20 protein-coding genes are annotated in these 17,313 nt (G+C 39.0%); 8 read left to right on the top strand and 12 right to left on the bottom strand.

The annotated features are described in order from the left end of the window. Window positions 1-167: 167 nt before the first annotated feature. Window positions 168-632, top strand: coding sequence for a PTS sugar transporter subunit IIA (locus tag V7266_RS27610; RefSeq protein ID WP_335472421.1), 465 nt, complete (start codon window positions 168-170; stop codon window positions 630-632). Window positions 633-713: 81 nt separating this feature from the next. Here the strand turns inward: V7266_RS27610 and V7266_RS27615 are convergent, their stop codons facing one another. Continuing rightward, window positions 714-1,253, bottom strand: a complete 540-nt coding sequence (locus V7266_RS27615; RefSeq protein ID WP_335472422.1) for a hypothetical protein — start codon at window positions 1,251-1,253, stop codon at window positions 714-716. Between the two features lie 206 nt (window positions 1,254-1,459). Here V7266_RS27615 and V7266_RS27620 point away from each other — a divergent pair, with 206 nt between their 5' ends. Beyond that, on the top strand, window positions 1,460-1,912 hold the full coding sequence (locus tag V7266_RS27620; RefSeq protein ID WP_420491509.1) for a DUF1284 domain-containing protein: 453 nt from the start codon (window positions 1,460-1,462) through the stop codon (window positions 1,910-1,912). Window positions 1,913-1,987: 75 nt separating this feature from the next. Here the strand turns inward: V7266_RS27620 and V7266_RS27625 are convergent, their stop codons facing one another. Continuing rightward, a complete protein-coding gene (locus tag V7266_RS27625) occupies window positions 1,988-2,161 on the bottom strand; it encodes a hypothetical protein (RefSeq protein ID WP_335472423.1) in 174 nt (57 codons plus the stop codon). A 744-nt stretch (window positions 2,162-2,905) separates the two neighbouring features. Between V7266_RS27625 and V7266_RS27630 the strand changes: the two genes are divergently transcribed. Continuing rightward, on the top strand, window positions 2,906-3,610 hold the full coding sequence (locus V7266_RS27630) for a DUF421 domain-containing protein (protein ID WP_335472424.1): 705 nt from the start codon (window positions 2,906-2,908) through the stop codon (window positions 3,608-3,610). A gap of 62 nt (window positions 3,611-3,672) precedes the next feature. Here the strand turns inward: V7266_RS27630 and V7266_RS27635 are convergent, their stop codons facing one another. Continuing rightward, a complete protein-coding gene (locus V7266_RS27635; protein ID WP_335472441.1) occupies window positions 3,673-4,203 on the bottom strand; it encodes an MOSC domain-containing protein in 531 nt (176 codons plus the stop codon). A 181-nt stretch (window positions 4,204-4,384) separates the two neighbouring features. On the opposite strand from V7266_RS27635, the gene V7266_RS27640 reads away from it, so the two are divergent. Next, a complete protein-coding gene (locus tag V7266_RS27640) occupies window positions 4,385-5,308 on the top strand; it encodes a PD-(D/E)XK nuclease family protein (RefSeq protein WP_335472425.1) in 924 nt (307 codons plus the stop codon). 50 nt (window positions 5,309-5,358) lie between these two features. Here V7266_RS27640 and V7266_RS27645 read toward each other — a convergent pair whose 3' ends face one another. Beyond that, entirely contained in the window at window positions 5,359-5,784 is a 426-nt protein-coding gene (locus V7266_RS27645; RefSeq protein WP_335472426.1) for an ASCH domain-containing protein, read from the bottom strand. A gap of 271 nt (window positions 5,785-6,055) precedes the next feature. Here V7266_RS27645 and V7266_RS27650 point away from each other — a divergent pair, with 271 nt between their 5' ends. Further along, window positions 6,056-7,000, top strand: a complete 945-nt coding sequence (locus V7266_RS27650; RefSeq protein WP_335472427.1) for an aldo/keto reductase family protein — start codon at window positions 6,056-6,058, stop codon at window positions 6,998-7,000. 84 nt (window positions 7,001-7,084) lie between these two features. Here V7266_RS27650 and V7266_RS27655 read toward each other — a convergent pair whose 3' ends face one another. The 3 genes from V7266_RS27655 to V7266_RS27665 form a co-directional block, all read right to left on the bottom strand. After that, on the bottom strand, window positions 7,085-7,525 hold the full coding sequence (locus V7266_RS27655) for a universal stress protein (protein WP_335472428.1): 441 nt from the start codon (window positions 7,523-7,525) through the stop codon (window positions 7,085-7,087). A 78-nt stretch (window positions 7,526-7,603) separates the two neighbouring features. Further along, window positions 7,604-9,055, bottom strand: coding sequence for a DHA2 family efflux MFS transporter permease subunit (locus V7266_RS27660; RefSeq protein ID WP_335472429.1), 1,452 nt, complete (start codon window positions 9,053-9,055; stop codon window positions 7,604-7,606). A 4-nt stretch (window positions 9,056-9,059) separates the two neighbouring features. Then, window positions 9,060-9,623, bottom strand: a complete 564-nt coding sequence (locus V7266_RS27665) for a TetR/AcrR family transcriptional regulator (RefSeq protein WP_335472430.1) — start codon at window positions 9,621-9,623, stop codon at window positions 9,060-9,062. A gap of 214 nt (window positions 9,624-9,837) precedes the next feature. Between V7266_RS27665 and V7266_RS27670 the strand changes: the two genes are divergently transcribed. Further along, on the top strand, window positions 9,838-11,208 hold the full coding sequence (locus V7266_RS27670; protein ID WP_335472431.1) for a S8 family peptidase: 1,371 nt from the start codon (window positions 9,838-9,840) through the stop codon (window positions 11,206-11,208). Between the two features lie 85 nt (window positions 11,209-11,293). On the opposite strand, the gene V7266_RS27675 is transcribed toward V7266_RS27670, so the two are convergent. Further along, window positions 11,294-11,968, bottom strand: a complete 675-nt coding sequence (locus tag V7266_RS27675; RefSeq protein ID WP_335472432.1) for a DUF421 domain-containing protein — start codon at window positions 11,966-11,968, stop codon at window positions 11,294-11,296. Between the two features lie 296 nt (window positions 11,969-12,264). On the opposite strand from V7266_RS27675, the gene V7266_RS27680 reads away from it, so the two are divergent. Further along, window positions 12,265-12,408, top strand: a complete 144-nt coding sequence (locus V7266_RS27680) for a hypothetical protein (RefSeq protein WP_335472433.1) — start codon at window positions 12,265-12,267, stop codon at window positions 12,406-12,408. Between the two features lie 109 nt (window positions 12,409-12,517). Here the strand turns inward: V7266_RS27680 and V7266_RS27685 are convergent, their stop codons facing one another. Both V7266_RS27685 and V7266_RS27690 read right to left on the bottom strand, forming a co-directional pair. Continuing rightward, window positions 12,518-14,083, bottom strand: a complete 1,566-nt coding sequence (locus tag V7266_RS27685) for a catalase (RefSeq protein ID WP_420491510.1) — start codon at window positions 14,081-14,083, stop codon at window positions 12,518-12,520. 134 nt (window positions 14,084-14,217) lie between these two features. Next, a complete protein-coding gene (locus V7266_RS27690) occupies window positions 14,218-15,768 on the bottom strand; it encodes a bifunctional GNAT family N-acetyltransferase/carbon-nitrogen hydrolase family protein (protein ID WP_335472435.1) in 1,551 nt (516 codons plus the stop codon). 182 nt (window positions 15,769-15,950) lie between these two features. On the opposite strand from V7266_RS27690, the gene V7266_RS27695 reads away from it, so the two are divergent. Beyond that, complete coding sequence (locus V7266_RS27695) at window positions 15,951-16,103, top strand: hypothetical protein (RefSeq protein ID WP_335472436.1); 153 nt, start codon at window positions 15,951-15,953, stop codon at window positions 16,101-16,103. An 85-nt stretch (window positions 16,104-16,188) separates the two neighbouring features. Here the strand turns inward: V7266_RS27695 and V7266_RS27700 are convergent, their stop codons facing one another. After that, window positions 16,189-16,323, bottom strand: a complete 135-nt coding sequence (locus V7266_RS27700; RefSeq protein ID WP_335472437.1) for a hypothetical protein — start codon at window positions 16,321-16,323, stop codon at window positions 16,189-16,191. Window positions 16,324-16,527: 204 nt separating this feature from the next. After that, window positions 16,528-16,911: a hypothetical protein gene (locus V7266_RS27705; protein WP_335472438.1), complete on the bottom strand. Its 384-nt coding sequence runs from the start codon at window positions 16,909-16,911 to the stop codon at window positions 16,528-16,530. Window positions 16,912-17,313: the final 402 nt, after the last annotated feature.

Below are 17,313 nucleotides of genomic sequence, written 5' to 3' on the forward strand. Positions count from 1 at the left end.
TAAAATCATTTTTTCCATGAAGAAAGTGGTTTAGAATATAATCGTTGTATTTTTTTCTGCAGTTCTTTAAAATTAAAGATAATTCAATAAATTTTCTATCCAAAATCGGAACCGGTTCCTTACTCCTATTTTGCACAATAAAAGAACGCATAAAGGTGGTTTTTGAAATGTTTAAAGGTTTATTTAAAAAGAAAACGGCTGAAAGTGATCCATTTATCTTACAACCATTAGAGGGACCTATAGTACCACTCGAAACCGTTCCAGACCCTGTCTTTTCACAAAAAATGATGGGAGATGGCTTTGCCATCCAGCCAACAAATGGAACGGTTGTTTCACCAGTCGATGGAAATGTAGTAAGTGTATTTCCTACCAAACATGCGGTGAGCCTTATTGATCATAACGGAAAAGAAATCTTAATCCATGTTGGGATGGATACAGTTAGCTTAAAAGGTGAAGGGTTTACTTCTTTTGTCAAGGATGGGCAAACCATTAAGAAGGGACAAAAACTGCTCGAGGTTGACTTTGACTTTATTAAAGAGAATGTGCCTTCCATTATTACGCCAGTCGTATTTACAAACCTAAGTGAAAATGAAAAAGTCGTTATCGATGAACAGGGGATACGAATTATTTAGAATAATCTTTCTACGCAATCATTACGTCTAGCCTCTCTTAACTTACAGAGAGGCTAGCTTATGTGCATGATAAACACGATCTTAATTTTCTGATTGTGTTAATTGCTTCTTTTTCTTTAATAAAATTAAATAATAGAAAATGTAATAAGCAAACATAATCAGCAATAGCCCCGCTGTCCAAGAGTTTCCGACCGCTGCGCTAATATTTTGGTAGCCATTTGTTTGCTTTTGTGCCGCTGCAGCGGTTAGAGCCCCAGATGTGTACATCCAATAAAAACGATAGATCAGTCGAGCTAGAAAGATGAATGTAACCGTACTGCCTATCCATATATTCGGCCGGTAATACCAATGCTTTTCCCTCTTCTCAAAGGTAGTTAAAGCAGCCCCATAATAGGCGAGCAGAATACCTGCTAAAATACCGGCAACATCTGAGATTAAGCTGATCGGATGGGTAAGCCCTACAGATAAAAAAGCCAGCCCAATAATTAAGAACATACACGTCCTGATTACCATTTTCCTTGGATTTAGTTCTTGCCAGCCAATATTCCGGCGAATCCGCCTGTAAATAGCGAAAATAAAGATTGCGATAATGATGACAAGAGTACTCAAGTGCTGAGTCATGGATTTACCTCCTAAATATGGATATTCTACACTCTCTTCATAATCTCTAGCTTCTCTTTCTGAATTACCACTCACTCCACCCCTTTAATACATGTACAAGGTGTTGCACTTGTTTTTATTGGAATATATTTCTAATAATTTTAACATTAATTAATTTGCTTTACATCACGAAATTTTGATAAAAAATTCAGAAAAAAATCTGTATAATGGATGACAAAGGAGTGAGATCGTTGAGTTTGAGTTTACGGGGTCACCACTTATTATGCGTACACGGCTTTCGAGGGATGGGCTACAGCCCCGATTTTGTAAAAAAAATGAGCGAAATTGTCGAGCAAATTAGAGATGAACGATTGGACTTTCCCATCCAAGTGGTAGCAGCACTAGATGATACTTGCTGTACGTGCCCTCATAAGGGAAAAACCACCTGTGAGGCAAGCGTTGGATCTAATGAGCATGTCCTAACAATGGATCTTAACGTCATTCGTCATCTGGGGTTAATCGAAGGGGCTATCTACAATAAGTCTTTTTTAGTTCAATTAACGGCTGAGAAAGTGGAACCAGATCATTTGGATTATATTTGTAAGGGATGCTCCTGGCTTTCATATGGAGTCTGTAAAGAGGGGATTGCCGATTTACGGGAGAAGTATTTAAAGGAGTAAAATAAAGGTACGAGATTTAAAAGGAATAAATCCCCCAGCCATTGAGGCTGAGGGATTTGTTTTTAGCTTAATTGGCTACAAACCTCCGCAGGATGGGGGCGTCCCGTTTGTTTTTTGCGCCTCTCGACCTTCTCCTGCTTCTTTTGAAACTGATTCAAGTCCATAACCGGTAGCACTAATTTCTAGGTTCTCTTCCTGATTCCTTTTAGATGATGGATTTAGGTTTGGATCAAAATTGTTTGTTTCCATTGGTGCCTCCTTGTGATCATGATAGTAAAATTATCTGCAATAATTAGCTTTTTCATTACCTCTCATAAAATTGACATTAAATTTACAATTATAAAATCGTCAGTTTACAAACCTCTCCTATACTGTAGTTATTAAATAACGAATAAAGGAGTTGCGCCGATGATTGAATTTCTAGTTCGTCTGATAATCTTGGTCCCTCTATGCACGATTCTCTGCCCATAAACTTTCCCATTCTCCAACTGCCTTTTTAATACTATTCCTTCAAAATCAACTACCCTAATCATCTTCAAAATTAGCCCTAGTGCTTCCCCCATAACAAACATCTTTTTTCAAGCTAAAATTATTTAAGCAGACAAGGACAAAGGCTGATAACCCACATAAAATGTAAGGTAAAGGCATATTTGATTATTTGTACTCATATACTTGTAAAACATTTTCACTAGAAAGGGGAATCTGGACCTATGGATATTTGCATTTCTTGTGGAAAAGAATTATCAATTATGGAGAGAAATAGGACTGAGTGCTGGGAATGTAGAGATACGACAGTAGAAGCCTATACAGAAGAAGATTAAATAGTTTTGATGTTAATCTGTCAATTTATTTTCATAAGCAGGAAAGGCCCAGTCTCTGAACAAGTTAAGACTGGGCTTTATTATTTTTTTAAAAATGACCATTATTTGGATTACGAAAATACTATCAGTGTTAAACTAAGTGAGGTGTTTATGGGATGAAAGGGTGTTTAGTATGGATTTTGCTCAAGCTCAGGATACACTGACAATGTTCGAATGGATTCTTCGAGCAATTGTCGTTTTTTTCTTTTTGCTGGTCGTGGCTAAGGTTTTAGGGCAGCGGGCCATTTCCCAGTTAAGACTGCTTGATTTCGTTATCGCGTTAGTGATTGGAAATATTATTGCCCATCCCTTATCTGATGACCATCTTAATTTAAAAGGTTCTATGACCACTACAATTGTCTTGGCTATATTATATCTTGGATGTATCTTTCTGAATCTAAAATTACCCTGGTTTAGAAGGATGGTTAACCATGCTCCCATCACGATCATCCAGGACGGAGAAATTATTTTTAAAGGATTAAAAAAAGCGAGAATCACCATAGATGCCTTATTAGAAGAATTGCGGGAAGAAAAAGTGGCGGATTTGAAAAAAGTAGCTTTAGCGATTTGGGAAGCTGATGGAAAAATATCCGTCTTTTTAGATCCAAAATACGAACCGATTACCCCTGCTTCCTGTCAAATGAAAACAGACCCATTTGAATTGCCAAGGACCATTATTAAGGAGGGCAGAATTAATTCAGAGGAGTTAAAACATATACATAAGGACGAAAGCTGGGTTATTTCCGCTTTAGATCGCTCCTATAAAACCGAGGTTAAAAACGTTCTGCTGGCCACCCTTGATACGAAAGAAAATCTGAAAGTATTTTTGTATAAATGAAAAACTGACTCAAAAAAATTTTTGAGTCAGCCGCTATTTCAGCCTAGTCCAAAATTGCCGGATCATTGCATCGGATTGGAGTAGTCATTCACTAGGATCTGCACTTCGTCCGTTCCGTGAATCATCCCCGGCCTTTCAACGGCACAAACAATTCCCCGCCGCTTATAGCCTGCTTTAACAAAACGAGTAGCAAGCTTTTCATGGTCCTTATAGTGCTTTTGGATTTCTTCGCCCGGCAATGTGCAGGGCATATTTTCTCCCATACAAATTAAGCCCGCTCCACTTGGGAAGAGGATTCTTGAGCCTAGCGTAAGTTTCGTTAATTCAGGATATCCCTTTACCAACAGATTTGCTCCTAACCACTCCGGCAGCACCTTTTCGATTCCTAGCTCCTTTGCAATTTGAGCTAAATCCTCCTCAGACACGATTGTAATCTGCCTGCGGTTTAGGATCTCGGTTCCCCTAGGGTACATAGGCTGTCTTGAATCAGCCTTACTTGTTATCCCAAAATGGCGGTCACCTCTTATTCCGCCAAACTCAAGTGCTGCTTCTGGAATTCTTCTGGTCACGAATGTCTCGGGAAGATCGGCCATTAATAACGCTTGAATGCTTGCTTGTGCTTTTTTCAAGAAATATACCTCCACTTCTATTGATTAAACATGGTATTTCAATATTACCATTATGTGTCCCCTAAAACATGCCAATTGATTTTTACAGCCTGCTGCCAATACAATGAATCTATAATTATTATGAAGTTAGTGTAGAGGAGTAACTATGTACGTTTACCGCGATTATCCCGAATTTTCTTGGTCCAATTCCAGACACAAGACTTTTTTAGAGTGCACACGAAAGTATTATCATCAATACTATGAATCTCATAATGGCTGGGAGTATGAAGCACCCGAAGAAAACAAGGCCGCTTACCGACTGAAAAATATCAGAAATATCCCTATTCTCTTAGGGGATGAAATCCATAAGGTTATTGACCTTCAGCTTAAAAAATTTCTAAATGGTAAAAGCCTCTTTACAGAAGACGATATGATCGCTTTGGTAACGAAAGGATTGAATAAAGCCTATTTAGATTCAACCAGATTTCGCATGCACTGGTTTCAGAAACCAAAACGATACCGGATGCTTCATGAAATTTACTACGGTGATGGGCTGAGCCCGGATGAAATTAGTTCAGCGAAAACGAAGCTGCAGCTTTGTGTGAATCACTTCTTTAGGAGTAAAACCTATCAAGATATTCTGAACAAGTTAGAGATGCATGTCCTGCACTCAGAGGATTTTCAAACGTTTGAAGTGAATGGTGTCGATGTATTTGTTGTCCTCGACTTTGTTTATAAGGATGTCAGTCAGGGAAAATGGATTGTTGTCGATTGGAAAACTGGTAAGGAGTCAGAGGAGGACCGGAAACAGCTTGCTCTGTATGCCCTATTCCTTTCACAGAAACACGATATTGCGATTGAAGACATTGTCCTGCGGAACGAGTATTTGTTAACAGGCAAAAGCCAGGAATATCAATTAACACAGTTTGAGATTGACTCAGCTCAAGTATTAATGAATGAAAGCATCTATCATATGCTTGGCTATCTCGAAAATCCCGCCAGGAATAAGCCATTAAGCATAGACCAATTTGAGAAGAACTCTTCGAACAAGTGCCAGCGCTGTAACTTTAAAGAAAAGTGTGAAGTATAATTATGGTGTCAGGCACCACAAAAAGACAGTGTCCACTTGTGGCTGACACCTTACATTTCGTATTCCCATAATCCGAGGTGTCCTTTTGCTGGAATTGGCTGATCTAGCAGCTTCATGTTTTGTACTTCCCAGGCGTAGTTTCCTTCATTGAAGTCTCCTAAGAAGTAGTTGTTTTCTGATACGATGACGCTATTTTCTAGGACGGCCCATGTGGTTTGATTGTCTATTACCTTTAGGCAATTAATCAAATTACAAACAGCGATAATCTTCCCAGTTGGAAGATTATCCACTGTATATCCATGTTTACCGAGTAAAGCTTGAATCGCTTTATGAGAGCATACGGCTTTATCTAATTGTTTACTAGTATGTATTGCCAATGGTCCCCGATAGGTGGTTCTCCATGTCCTTGTTTCATATTTGGCTTCTCTCAACACAAAAAGACTAGCCCATGGCTGTTTCATCGACAAAACCTTCATGATACCAGGCCCTTCTTTAAAAGTTATGTACCTTAAAGTATTCTCACTTATTCCAGCTCCCATTCAGTTTATCAAGCTCTATTGGCTACCCTGGTACCTCGTTTTTTGATCTTCGGTAGTCAATTAGCTCTATCCTCATTCTCATTTATTTATAAAAATATTACATAGATTACATTAGACCTAATCACATTTCTATAGTATAGTTTGAATTGTTAGACAACACTTTTTTCAGATTGTACCTAAAAATGAAATGTATTGGAGGAAACGGTAAATGCACTATCGACGTTTAGGCAATACGGGATTAAAGGTCAGTGAAATCAGTCTTGGAAGTTGGCTTACATATGGAGGATATGTGGAAGAACAAAATGCCACAGCTTCGATTGATCAAGCCTATGAACTAGGAATTAATTTTTTCGATACAGCAAACGTTTACATACGTGGTGAGGCAGAAAAAGTTGTTGGAAAAGCATTAAGCAAATATCCAAGAAGCTCCTATGTTCTGGCAACAAAAGTATTTGGAAATATGGGCGAAGGACCAAATGATCATGGTCTTTCACGAAAACATATTATGGAGCAATGTGATGCCAGCTTAAAACGCCTTGGCATGGATTATATTGATATTTATTATTGCCACCGTTTCCACCATGAAACCCCGCTAGAAGAAACACTGCGCGCACTAGATGACCTAGTCCGTCAAGGAAAAGTTCTTTATCTAGGTGTAAGTGAATGGACGGCTGAACAAATAACGGAAGCAGTCCACATTGCCGATAAAAAACTACTGGACCGTATTGTTGTCAACCAGCCGAATTACAGCATGCTGCATCGTTATATTGAAAAAGAAGTCATTCCTGTAAGTGAAAAGCATGGTATCGGTCAAGTGGTCTTTTCCCCTTTAGCACAAGGGGTGTTAACAGGTAAGTACAAAAAAGGTGAACTGCCGCCTGAAGGAAGCCGTGCCGCACAAAAAGATTTAAATTTATCTCACGTGCTTACAGAGAAAAATCTAGATAAGGTAGAGCAACTAAAGAAAATTGCGGGTGAAGAGAATATAGCCTTAGGCCAGCTTGCACTTGCCTGGATATTAAGACAGCCAAACGTGGCCAGTGCCCTTATTGGAGCCAGCCGTCCGGAACAGCTTGTTGAAAATGTAAAGGCATCGGGTGTGAGGTTATCTACTGATAGTCTTGAACAAATTAATGAAATTTTAAATGCATAAGCAATAAAGTAAAAAATAAAACGAGCATCTGCTGCCAACTAAGCAGATGCTCGCTTTACTATCTATTTAAATGCAGGACAATTCCTACCACTCAGGAGTACGGATTACTAAAACATCACATTTAGCTGAGCGAACGATAGATCCAGATACGGAGCCAATTAAATATCGTTCAACAGCGTTTAATCCTGTAGCTCCACAAATAATTAAATCCGCCTCTACAAAGTCAGCAATCTCCTTCGTGATGATCGTTTTGGGAGAACCATATTCGACTACTGCTTTTACGTTTGTAACACCTTCAGCTTTTGCTTCTAATTTGTAGGCATTTACAAGTTCCTCTGAAGCTCGCTGTGCACGCTCAACAGTGGAGCGTTCATAAGCTTCGAAAGAACGAGTATTGAAAATGTTTACTATGTTTAAAGTTGCGTCTTTGTTACGTTTTGCAACATCAATGGATTTGTGAAAGGCGAATTCGGCTTCTTTTGAACCGTCTACAGCTACTACGATACTTTTATAATGATTTGCCATCTGCCATATCTCCTTCTATTTGAGGCTGTACTATCTTAAAAAAGATGCTGAATCGTAGACCAAGTGCAAGATCTTTATTTAAGATTGTTGAGGCTTTTTAATAAATAACGATAGGACAACATTAATCACCGCTAATACTAAACTAATCGTAAATACTACGGATGATCCCGCTGCTGCTGCTTGTGGCAGTTCATTGGCAGTGGATGCTAAATAACTATTCTCTTTGGCAGAAAAAATGGATACCAATACTGCAATACCGATAGCGCCAGCGACCTGCTGAAGCGTTTGAGTTAACGCAATTCCATCTGGATAGTACTGTTTCGGAAGCGAATTTAACGTGTTAGTTTGTACAGAAGCAAGAACCGCCCCAATTCCCAGCATCATAACAATATGTGTTGCCACAACCATCCATATAGCTGTGTCTGTACCAAATTGTGAATACAAGATATAACCAATCGCCACTAAAATAGTACCAGGCGTAATCACCGCTCTAGGACCATATTTATCAAATAAACTTCCAATGGTTGGAGCTAATACGCAGTTAAGCAGGCTTCCTGGAAGCAGGATAAGCCCTGTTGTAAAAGCAGCAATTAATAGAGCCATTTGCATATACATCGGTAAGATGACCAGCATGGACAACATATTAAAGAATGTAATAAAGGTCATGAAAACTCCAAGAACGAAAAGTGGGTACTTAAATGCGATTAGATTCAGCATAGGAGTCTTCATTTTCGTTTGACGAATCGCAAAAATAATCAGTGCTATACATCCAATAATGATGGAACCAAGAACCGCTGTACTCGTCCAGCCTGCCTCACCAGAAACACTGAAGCCGTAAACAACCCCGCCGAATCCAATTGTCGAAAGAATAACCGATACTGCATCAATTGAAACCTTACGAACTTCATTTACATTCGGCAAATAAAGTATTCCGAAAATAAGAGAGAACAGTAAGAATGGTAATGTAACCAAGAAAATCCAATGCCAAGATAAGGTATCTAATATAAGTCCTGCAATCGTTGGACCCAGTGCTGGACCAGCTAACATAACTAATCCCATAACGCCCATCGCGGCGCCCCGCTTATTTGGAGGAAAGATTGTAAAAATAACATTTTGCGTTAAAGGTAAAGCAATCGCTAAGCCTGCTGCTTGGACAACACGTGCCGTCAATAAAAGACTAAATGCAGGTGCCACTGCAGCTAAAATGGTCCCGATAAGGGATAGAGTTATAGAAGTCAAAAACATTTGTCTTGTTGTAAACTTTTGCATCAAAATACCTGTTACAGGCACTAATATACCTAATGTTAAGAAATACCCTGTTGCCAGCCACCCGACTGTCGTCGCATTAGCGTTAAATATTTTAGCTAAATCTCCTAAAGCAATATTTAATGCCGTTTCACTAAAAAGCCCCACAAACCCTGCCACAAAAAGAGCAGCCATGATCGGGCCTGTTTTAATTTGTTTATTTACCATTGATCCTGTTTTAGCTTGTTGATTTGTAATTGATTGCACTGCTGCTTGTTCACTCATGTATTTATTTAAACTCCTTTAATAGATTTAGTAATACTTGCGAAATAACCCTTAATGGATTGCTTGCTTTTTGTGTTAAACAAAGCATAATGCCGCCTTCCATTGAGGCTGTCATCATCAGCGCAATGGATTCCGCCGATTCTTTCGGAAACCCATCTGCTGCTAACTTGTTCGAATAAATACCTTGCATCTTACTGTAAAGATCCGCGCAAGCTTCTCGGACTGTTTCACTTAAAGAGGCAATTTCGCTGACAATACTGCTAAATGTGAATCCAGTAATCGTTCCTTCCGTTCCAAAATTAACGATCAATTTTTCAATCATTGCGTTTGTTGCTTCTTGCGTAGTCGGATAAAGATCAAAAATCCCCTCGATATCGTGCGTAATCACATCATTCAATGAGTAAAGACAAGTGATGAGTAATTCTTCTTTTCCATTTGGAAAGTGGTGATAAAATGAACCTTTTGAGAGGTCACAGGCTTTTAAAATTTCGTTAAGCCCTACACCTATATATCCTTTTTGTTGGAAAAGTGTTGTCGCGATGTTGATTATCAGCGATTTTGTATCCATTCCCGTAGTACACCTCCAATTATACCAACCGGTCTGTTTGTAACTATAACAAAAATTTTTTCCCTAAGTCAAGGCTTTTTTCACAAATTAGACACAAACATGGATGTATTCACTCGAAAAAATGTCAACCTTTACTAGTTTTCTAAACACATTCATAAAAGTACCTAAAAGTAACATGCTATAAATAAAAACTATTACATATTGAGGTGTAGGAATGCGACATAGGTTGATTTTCGGTATTTTCACATTGGGTCTAGGCATTATTCTTTTTGCTACTATGCGTCCCTTCTTTTTAGATAAGGGTGAACAGCGTAACAATTTAAATTCTATCACTCGAACCGAAAACACTGGCAAACCCTTGCAGGTACAAAATGTCCAGCGTCAGAATGGGAACATTCAAAGAATTAATATGATCAAAACCAATCATCAGCTAGTGCACAGACTAAACAACAGCCCCGCAATAAAGGTCATCAACCATAACAAAAAGGATAAAAGCCACTACTATAAAAATGAAATAGTCGTAAACTTTAAGACGCTGCCTCCACCGGAAAAAATAGCTCAATATCTAAAAGATATTGATGGGAGTCTAAGTGAAAAACATGAGACCGTGTATATTTTTAAATCCAAAAGTAAAACCACCAACCAACTTGAGAGATACTTTATCAGAAATCAAGCGGTTGAATATGCAGAACCACATTATATCTTTGTTCCGAATGATGTGAATGACACCTACTACCAGAGCTATCAATGGAATTTACCGGCAATTGGGACAGAACAGGGATGGAATCTTTCCCGCGGCTCCAAAAAGGTAAAAATTGCAGTAGTTGACACTGGTGTAGACCTGGATCATCCTGACCTTGCACGGCGCTTAACAACCGGTTATAACGCCATTGATGATAATAACAACCCTGATGACGATAATGGACACGGCTCACACGTGGCCGGAATTATTGCTGCCGATACCAACAATGGTGTGGGCATGGCTGGCATTACGTGGTACAACCCAATTATCCCTGTAAAAGTTATGGGCGCCGATGGAACTGGCGGTTCGTTTTATGTTTCGAAGGGAATCCGCTGGGCGGTCGACCACGGAGCCGATGTGATTAATTTAAGCCTTGGGAATTACCAAAGCTGTGATATATTGGAAAGTGCGATTGATTACGCTCAAGAAAAAAATGTCGTTGTAATCTCTGCGGCTGGTAATGATAATACAAGTCAGCGAAGCTATCCAGCTGCCTATCCTGGTGTCTTGGGAGTAGCGGCCGTAGATTGGGATGGGAAACGTGCAGAGTTCTCAAACTTTGGTGATTATGTGGATGTGGCCGCACCTGGTGTGGAAATTCCGAGTACTTTTTCCAATGGAAAGTATGCCGCCCTATCCGGAACCTCGATGGCAGCACCACATGTTGCTGCATTAGCTGGTCTAATCCGATCTGTGAATCCAAAGCTTAAAAATACGGATGTAGTTAAAATCATTACCAGCAGTGCACGGCCAGTGAATCAAAACAGACAAAGCCCTTACTACGGGAATGGAATTATAAACAATGCTGAGGCACTTCAAATGGCTGCGAAGAAGAATAAATAGTTGTTAATCCATCCCGATTGGAACTTTCAAAAAAATGGCTCAGTTCAACCGAACCGAGCCATTGCCCATTCTTTACATTCAATAACTAATTATATTCAGATATCTTCAAACCATTATTCTCATGCCATTCTGCATATAATACTTCCTTAAAATCGCTTATATTTTTATTCGTTAACTGTTCTTTGAGCCATTCTTCTGTTAATCCCGCTTCCATAAGATTTCCACTGATCACCTTTCCATCCATGATAAGCGCAAATGGCAGCCTCACTTGTTTTTGTGGAATATTTAGGTCTTTTTTTGTAGGAGCCCCATAGTCATGCTGCGGGGCAATGCTTATTTGTCCATCCCGTTCTAATATCACATATTCGGCCTCATAGAGAGAAAAATAACCCTGCTTTCTCATTTGCTGTTGTAGTTGATTTAGATCAATATGATTCTTTCTTAGACTTTTATAAAGGATTTGTCCATTTTTAATTAATAGTGCAGGTTCGCCTTCAAACATGACTCTGAAGAACATAAACTTTTGAGTTGATTTTTCAACACAATAGATCAGCAGACCCCAAAACACTATTGTAAAAACAATTTCTGTTATATCAATCTTATCATCAAACACAGCATCCCCTACAAAATTCCCCATCACTAATCCAGTAATGAAATCAAAGGGGGTTATCTGTGAAAATTGAATTTTCCCCAAAAATTTTAATACAAGAAGGAGGGTGAAAAAACCGACAATTAATTCCAAAGCGATATCAAAGTACATACATTTTCTCTCCTATAAGGCCATTATTATTCTTTCAATACTATATATTGTTACCATTTCCTCAAATTTATTAACGGCTCTTCGATTACTCTTGTTCCTGCTCATGGATTTTTTTCAAAATAATGACTCTGTTAAATCTCACTGTTAAGAGCCAAATTATTAAAGAGCCTTAACTCTCTCATTTTTCTGTATTATTTTGCTATTCCGCCTATTTTGCAACCGCTTTCAAGAGGGTGGAATCACATGTATAATACAGGTATACGAATTTATAAACCCACAATGGGAGGAATATCGTCATGATTAATGATTTTTGGATTGAACTAAAACACTGGTTTTTTGGAGAGCCAATGAATGAAGTAGAAGAATTTGAGCGCCTCGAATCACAGCATACCAGAGTTCACCATGATGAAGATATTCACGAGATCATCCGAGTCCATTAAACAAAAAAACGACCAAGTAAGCCCTCTCTTTATGGAGGGCTTCTTTTTTCTTTTATAAGCCTTATATTAAAAAGAGCTGAACTCTAATTGGTCCCGCCCATTTAAGGAGCTAATATGGATCAGAGGGCTGGCCCAGCTGTTCAGCTTTTGCTGCTGCTTCCTCCATTTTCGTATCTTGATTGGTACCTGCCTTGTTAAGTCCTTCTCTGACCCTGACTCCGTAATCTTTATCACATTGGGTAAAGATATCAACCATTTGGTCCTGGATCTCTTTTCGGCATGTCGATAAGGCATCCACCAGATTGGAGATTAATTCATCTCGTTCCCAATCACTAAATCTCCGATACGTCTCGCCTGCCTGTCCAAAGTTATTTTCACGTGAAATTTTTTCTCTTTTAAGATGACCTTCAACATACGGTTCGTGTTCTTTCCCTGGATTATATGCTTCCTTCAACCCTCCCATCAGCGATGGCTCATAATTCACATGAGGATTCTTATGTTTCCCAAATTCTGTTCTGAAGTCCATCTGCCCGCCTTCTTGATTAGTAGCAACGTGCTTCTTTGGACGGTTGATTGGTAATTGCAGATAGTTAGTTCCGACACGATGCCGCTGGGTATCAGAATAAGAAAAGGTTCGGCCTTGAAGCAGCTTGTCATCAGAAAAATCTAAGCCATCCACAAGTACACCCGTACCAAATGCAACTTGCTCTACTTCTGCAAAATAATTCTCCGGATTTTTATTTAACACCATCTTGCCAACCTTATGCCATGGATAATCTTCTTTATACCAAAGCTTAGTTGGATCAAGTGGATCGAAATCCAATTCTGAATGTTCACCATCTTCCATGATTTGAACATAAAGTTCCCATTCTGGATAATCGCCGTTTTCAATCGACTTATACAAATCTAGAGTGGCGTGGTTAAAGTCTTTCATTTGGATTTGGTCAGCTTCTTTTTGCGTTAAGTTCTTAATGCCTTGAAGAGGCTCCCAATGGTATTTCACCAAAATGGCTTTACCTTCTTCATTGACCCATTTATAAGCATGAACGCCTGATCCTTGCATTTGCCGGTAATTGGCTGGAATTCCCCATGGTGAAAATACAAACGTCACCATATGAGCTGATTCCGGACTTTGAGATAAAAAGTCAAAGGTCCGCTCAGGGTCAGCGACGTTGGTAACGGGATCTGGCCGGAAGGAATGGACCATGTCCGGAAATTTTAACGGATCACGGATAAAGAAAATCTTTAAATTGTTCCCTACCAAGTCCCAGTTTCCATCCTCTGTATAAAACTTTACTGCAAAACCTCGGGGATCACGCAGTGTCTCTGGAGAATTTCCGCCGTGTACAACCGTCGAAAACCGGACAAATACGGGGGTTTGGACCTCCGTATTTGTGAAAACCTTTGCCCTTGTGTACTTCGATATTGGTTCATCATTCACGGTTCCATAGGATTGAAAATATCCATGTGCACCTGCACCTCGAGCATGTACAACACGCTCAGGAATTTTCTCCCGGTCAAAGTGACTTATTTTTTCTAAAAAATCATAGTTCTCTAAAGTGATAGGCCCTCTATTGCCCACTGTTCGAACACTTTGATTGTTCGTAACGGGATGTCCTTGACGATTTGTTAACGTTTCTTCCGATTCATTTGATCGATTAGTATGATTATTCATTGCTATCCTCCCTATCATTTCACAACATAGAAAGTTTTTCCAAACATTAGAGGATTATGTATACAATTTGTACATCATTGGCATATGGCTCTACATAAAAAAGACGGGCAGTAATCGGTACTGCCCGTTGTCCCTTATGATTCGCGCATTAAATTTTTCCATTCAATTCGATACAAGTCCCTCCGGCGATCCTGCAGCTGCCGGACCGAACCAGATTTTTGTGAGCGTCTTAACTTTTCAATATCTACATCACCCACGACCACTGTATCAATATTGGCATCACATTCCCCAACAATACCATCCCTGGCAAACTCAAAGTCCGATGGGCTGAAAATACCAGATTGTGCGTATTGGATATCCATGTTTTTCACATGTGTTAAGTTCCCCACCGTTCCAGCTATACAGGTATAAATTTGATTTTCAATTGCCCGTGCCTGTGCACAGTACCGAACACGTAAATAGCCTTGCCGGTCATCTGTACAGAATGGAACGAAGATAATATTCGCCCCCATATCAACGGCCATCCGGCCTAGTTCCGGGAATTCGATATCGTAGCAAATGAGGATCGCAATTTTCCCACAATCCGTCTCGAATACATTGAATTCGTTCCCTTCAGAAATGCCCCACCATTTCCGCTCATTCGGTGTGATATGCAGCTTCGACTGCCTCTCAATTGTCCCATCACGCCGGAAAAGATAGGCGACATTATACACCTCATCATTTTCGACAACAAAATGGGAGCCCCCGATAATATTAACGTTGTATCGAACTGCGAGTTCTGTAAACAGCTCGATATATTGATCGGTATAGGTAGCTAAGAGTCTTACTGCCTGGTCCGGCCTTTTTTCTTCTGAAAAAGACATCAATTGGGTGGTAAAGATTTCAGGGAAAACTGCAAAATCGGAACCGAAGTCAGCTGCAACACTGACATAATATTCAACCTGACGCGTAAATTCGTCTAAGCAGTCAATTTTCTTCATCATATATTGGATCGCACATATTCGGACAGGATCCGATGCACGATAGACACGACGTGACTTCGGATGGTAATCGATATTGTTCCATTCCATCAAGGTCGCAAATGCCTCTGATGCCTTGTCATCAGGCAGGTAGCGGGTATTAATCCGTTTAATCCTAAACCCTTGAAGGAGCTGGAAGGATAACACTGGATCATAGATGCTGTGTTTTTCAACTGCGTCAACATATTCACGGGCGGTCATTTTATCTTTATATAAATGATAGTTAGGGATTCGGCCTCCAATAATAATACTTTGCAGGTTTAACTGGCGGGCAAGTTCCTTTCGCGCTTCATAAAGCCGGTGACCGAGTTTCATCCGGCGGTATTCAGGATCGACCATGACTTCGATTCCATAAAGGTTAAATCCATCAGGGTCATGATTGGTGATATACCCGTTATCTGTAATGGTGTTCCACGTATGTTGGTCTTTGTATTCATCAAAATTGATGATTAGACTTGAACAGGAACCGACAATTTTGTCTTCATATTCCACACAAAATTGGCCTTCAGGGAAAATACGGATATGACTGCGGAGCTGCTCACGTTTCCACGGTTCCATATTAGGAAAGCAAACCTTACCCAATTCTATAATGTCATCTATATCTTCCATCCGTATGTTACGAATAATGATTTTTTTTTCGTATTTCGATACATCTGTTTCGGTCATATTCTCACACCTCTTAATAGTGTCTTACCCGCATTTTCCTTAAACTAAACTATTTTCTAATTATAGTTCCCAACAAAATACTTGATTACATATTCTTTGTTATTTTTAACAAAAAAGGGGATGTCGTGAAAAGTGGAGAATACAATTTATCAGTTATACTGATCAAGAAAGGATGTGTGAAGATGACATTTATCTTGGGGATATTGGCATTACTCATTACGTTACTGGTCATTGCTGCCATTTTATCAATAGAAGCACACTTGAAGAAACTGAATAAGACGAATGAGAAAATATTGGAATTACTGAGTGAGTTTAAGAACGATAAGTTAAAGTGATGGTTGGGCTTTATTAGGAAGAGGATGTGGTTAAAGATAAAGAACCTAAAAAAATGACTTGGAATTTCCAAGTCATTTTTTTAGGTTAATTTTTTTGTGATTTTCTAACACCTTCGGTTAATTCAACGACGCCCCAATCCATAACAACACTCTTTTTCCAGTTTTCAAATAACTTTGCCATCTTAGATTGAGTTGCTTTTTTCTCGTTCATTTTTTCCATATGTGAAAAACCCCCTAATTCGTGTTTTTTCCGTTGCTTTATATTAAGTATTTAATTATGTTATTTTGTATTCCTAAGTAATGTTACGACAAAATTCACAATTCGTAAAATAATAAATTTGAATAAACTCGATAACTTCTAGTTATAATGGGGTGACTAAAAAAACAAAAGGACCCAGTGCTTTCATAAGCTGGATCCTGGTCATTACCATTTCTCTTTGGTTAAAGATAATTCTTTAATTTTATCAATCCAATCCTTGAAGCTCCCAAATTCATTTGATTCAAAACCAAAGTGTTCCTTTATTAGCCGGACAAATTCGCCTTCCTGTTCATGAAAGACACCATCTGAATAAATCAGCTGCAAGAGTTCCGTCATGACGATATTTTTTGATCGTTCGCTTTTAAAGCTATTTAAAATATCGTCAAGATTCATCCCTGCCGGTTCATAATCCTCAAGTCCTAATTCCTTTTGATACTTGTTCAGTATGGACGTTTCAAATATAGATAAATTCCCATCTATGGATGCAATTATAACAGCAAGTTCAAGAAAAGCGATCTTTTCCTCTGGCTGTAGTTCTTCTAAAAACATCGTTACATCTCCCTTTCTTCTTTCTTATATATACGAAAAAAGTTGGACTAAGTTTCAACTTTTTAAAAGATTAATCAAATTAGCTGTCCGCAGCCTGTATTAATTTAAGTGGATATAATTTTAATTAGTTTATGCAGTTATGATGACGATAGGAGAACAAACCGACGTACTTATTTAAAGTAGGATCAGGGTGAAATTGAAGAACATTATTAAGATGGAAGCTTCAAGTGTTGTCCTTCATAACCACGATGAAGGACATTCTTGTGATGGTTCTCCCTTGGTTTGTCCTTCATAACCACGATGAAGGACACTCTTGAGAGATGGATTCTCCCTTGGTTTGTCCTTCATCACCTCGATGAAGGACATTCTTATGATGGTTCTCCCCAGATTTGTCCTTCATAA

Origin of the sequence: Neobacillus drentensis (genome assembly GCF_036965645.1) — a bacterium.
In the GTDB taxonomy this organism is placed as follows: Bacteria; Bacillota; Bacilli; order Bacillales; family Cytobacillaceae; genus Neobacillus; species Neobacillus drentensis_D.